The sequence below is a fragment of the Chamaesiphon sp. OTE_20_metabat_361 genome, from assembly GCF_031364565.1.
Genome location: NZ_JANLWO010000694.1, coordinates 1 through 3,856 on the forward strand (window position 1 = coordinate 1; position 3,856 = coordinate 3,856).

Annotated in this window: 3 protein-coding genes; all 3 read right to left on the bottom strand. The window is 47.3% G+C overall.

All coding sequences use genetic code 11. The features are described 5' to 3' along the window. Window positions 1–2,350, bottom strand: a 2,350-nt coding sequence (gene gyrA, locus RMO35_RS19585) for a DNA gyrase subunit A (RefSeq protein ID WP_309743376.1), incomplete at its 3' end; no start/stop codon positions are given. A gap of 100 nt (window positions 2,351–2,450) precedes the next feature. Next, window positions 2,451–3,611, bottom strand: coding sequence for a PD-(D/E)XK nuclease family protein (locus RMO35_RS19590; RefSeq protein ID WP_309743378.1), 1,161 nt, complete (start codon window positions 3,609–3,611; stop codon window positions 2,451–2,453). A gap of 57 nt (window positions 3,612–3,668) precedes the next feature. Beyond that, the coding region (locus RMO35_RS19595; RefSeq protein WP_309743380.1) for a transposase at window positions 3,669–3,856 on the bottom strand (188 nt) is incomplete at its 5' end.

Below are 3,856 nucleotides of genomic sequence, written 5' to 3' on the forward strand. Positions count from 1 at the left end.
CTTTTTTGCGGAACTTGATTGCCAGTACGCCCATCCCTGCCCGATTTTGGAGGCGGAATTGCGTCACGGGTACCCGTTTGCCGAGTCCGCCAGTGGTGACGACCAAGATCCACGGCCCTTCCCCGGCGGGAACTACCACATCTTCAGCTACCGTATCGTCGATATCCTCGACACCCGGATCTTCACTCGCCGCCACCATCTGCGCGATGACCTGGCTCGGTAAAATATCCATACTGATTAGCTCGTCACCCTTCTTGAGCGACATGGATTTGACTCCCCGCGTCGCCCGTCCCAAAGGTCGGAGCTGGTCGCGATCGGTGCGGAAATGAATCGTCATCCCGTTCCGCGTACCGATAATCGCACTATCGCTTTCTTTGGCACGACGTACCCACCGCAAGCTGTCGCCATCTTCAAGTGAAATCGCAATCAAACCATTCGCCCGAACGCTGGAGAATGCCGACAGAGCCGTCTTTTTGATAAAGCCCTTCTGCGTGAGCATAATTAGGTATTCATCATCGATAAATTCGCTTACGGGCACCACTGAGGTGATCTTTTCCTCACGCGGAATCGGTAACATTTGGACGATCGGAATCCCCCGCGCCGTCCGCGATGAGACGGGTATTTGGTAAGCCTTAACCGTATAAACTACCCCGCGATCGCTAAATAGTAAGATCGTATCGTGGTCGCAACAGGTGAGGAAATGCTCGATCGCATCTTCTTCTTTCATCCCCGTGCCTTTTTTACCCCGCGTGGCGCGGCTTTGAGTTTCAAAGGTGCTGACTGGCATCCGTTTGATATAACCCTGCTCGGTGACTAAAATCAGGGATTTCTCATTAGCAATCAAGTCGGTATCTTCTAAATCTCCCTCACCATGCTCGATCAGCGTCCGGCGGGGAGTCGCAAATGTCGTCTTGATTTCGGCAATTTCGGTCTGGATAATCTCCAAAATCCGTTCCCGTCGCGCGAGAATATCGAGCAGATCGGTAATTTTAATCGTTAGCTCGTTATGCTCTAGATGAATTTTGTCAGCTTCTAGCGCGGTGAGTCGCCGCAGTTGCATTTGGAGGATTGCATCGGATTGGAGTTCCGATAGTGCGAACCGATCGATCATCTCCTGTTTGGCAGTTGCTGAGTCCGCAGCCGCCCGAATCAGGCGAATCACCGCATCTAAGTTCGCCAGCGCGATTAATAAACCTTCGAGCAAGTGATCGCGCTCTTGGGCTTTGCGTAACTCATAGCGAGTGCGTCGGGTAATCGACTCGATCCGGAAGTCGAGGAAAACGGTAAGGAATTTTTTGAGGCTGAGTAATTGGGGTTCGCCGTTTACCAGCGCCAACATGTTGCAACCGAAGTTACTTTGGATTGGCGTTTGTTTGTAAAGATTATTCAGCACCACGCGGGGATAAGCGTCCCGCTTGAGTTCGATCACGATCCGCATCCCATCGCGATCGCTCTCATCCCGAATATCGGAAATCCCGCCGAACTTATGGTCGTTAACCATTTCGGCGATCCGTTCGATCAAGGCTGCCTTATTTGTCTGAAACGGCAATTCCGTAATAATAATCGCTTCGCGATCGGGTCTGCCTTTATATTCTAATGTTTCAATATTTGCCACCCCGCGCATGACGATCGAACCGCGTCCAGTCGCGTAAGCTTCCTTAATCGGAGTCGTCCCTAAAATCTGCGCTCCCGTAGGAAAATCCGGCCCTGGAATGTACTGCATCAATTCCATATCCGTAATCTCCGGATTATGAATTAGTGCCACCACCCCATCGATCAATTCGCCTAAATTATGAGGCGGAATATTCGTTGCCATCCCCACCGCAATCCCCGACGAGCCATTGAGTAATAGCTGCGGAATCCGCGCTGGCATAACAGTCGGTTCCTGTTGCGAACCGTCAAAGTTATCAGCAAAATCTACCGTCTCCGCTTCGATGTCCCGCAATACGGCTTCCATCGTCAAAGCTTGCAGACGACACTCGGTATACCGCATCGCCGCTGGCGGATCGTTATCCACCGAACCAAAGTTACCGTGTCCGTTAATCAACGGATTTCGCATCGAAAAATCTTGCGCCATCCGCACCAGTGCGTCATACACTGCGGTATCGCCGTGAGGATGGTATTTACCGAGGACTTCCCCGACTACCCGCGCGCACTTTCTGAAGGGCCTGTCGGCTGTCAAACCCAATTCGTGCATCGCATACAGGATACGGCGGTGGACTGGTTTCAAACCGTCTCTGGCATCGGGAAGTGCCCGCCCTACGATTACGCTCATGGCGTATTCCAGGTAAGAGCGAGACATCTCAAGTCTTAGATCTGTAGGGACGATTCGCTCTTGGGAAGTAGTCATGGAATGCTCCGTCCAGCTTGATAATTGTACTAACTCATTAGTTCAATTTTATCACATTTAGGGGGGTACGTGTGGCTCCGTAATATGCCTAGAAGGCTTGCTAATTCAACGCGATCGGGGTTTCGACCTTAGCTCGATCTGGATTAGTTTCTGGGAAGGGTATTGGCTCGATCGATTTAGCAGGCACAGGTGATGTTAGCCGCTTCAGCATGTCAATCGTCCATGCTTGGACATCTTCTAGTTCTGCTTCATACGACTTACGATCGTCTTTACCGATATAACCAAGCCTCCATAAGCTTCCAGTAGATATTTCAAACTCAATATCTCGATCTTTAAGCCATTGTCTAACTTGTTCGCGAGTACCTTTACCGTTGCTATTGAAGAATTGCATTTTCCAACCTACTGGTGTTAAAAGAACATCTAATTGCAGCCAAAATGACTCATCAATTTTAATAATGTACAAGCTTACATCTATTAAATTCCTTGATGATTTCCACAAGCCTGACACAGTATCGTAAGTAGATATATCTTTAACAGCAACTATCTCTTTTAATTGTTGCGTTTTTGTCCGCATATCCTTCCTTAACTCCTCTACTTCATTAAGTAAGGCTGCGATGTTTTGGTGGTTGTCGCGAAAATATTCGAGTCGTTGTCGATCCATCGTAGTTATCTTTTGTAAATTTTGCATAGTTTGGATAAAGTCTCTTAAGAATGTTCTATGCGGCTCATGTGCGGTTAGGAAATACGAGCCAATGTTAGTAACTACTTTCTGAAAAAAGTCTTCGTAATAAATTGGTTTAAAGCCATCTAGTCCAGGGGATGGTTGCACAGAATGCAATGATAATAATACCTTGCAGACTTGGCGACCATTACTCAATGAGTCGAGATGTTCTGAATAGTCCCAAAAAGGATTGTTTTCAGGTGCATAGATTTTATTTTCTATGCCAAAAACATAGTTCTCGGATTCGATGACTAGATCGATACGATTTCCTCTTCCCGTAAGTTCTTCGCGCCGTACCTCAACACTCTGTCCCGCAATTAATATTTCTTCATCAATGAATGTTGCTAAAACATCTAGGAAAAGTGTGCCAAACCCATGCTCGTTAATAGGCTGCAAGTAAAACGAGAGAATATTGCTACAAACATTCTCGAAATGTGGATAACCTGCAATTTCCATAAACGTTGGCTCCCGATTTACTGCTTTTGGCAGTTTTTTTAAGCCAGCGAAGAGATCGGCTATTTGCTCTATGGATAAAGTCACGATTTTTATGCTTAGCGATCGTCAATGCTAGGATACCCACAAAACTAGGGCGTGTCATCAATTGAGCCAGATGACAGAAGCGGCAGGATAAATAGCACCCAGAAAGTTGACAGCGCGCTTATCATAACGAGTAGCAATAGCTCGATACTGCTTGAGCTTGGCAAAAAAGTTTTCAATTAGATGTCTAGCTTTATACAAATCTTTGTCATACTCACGAGGTTTAATTCGATTGCATTTGGGTGGAA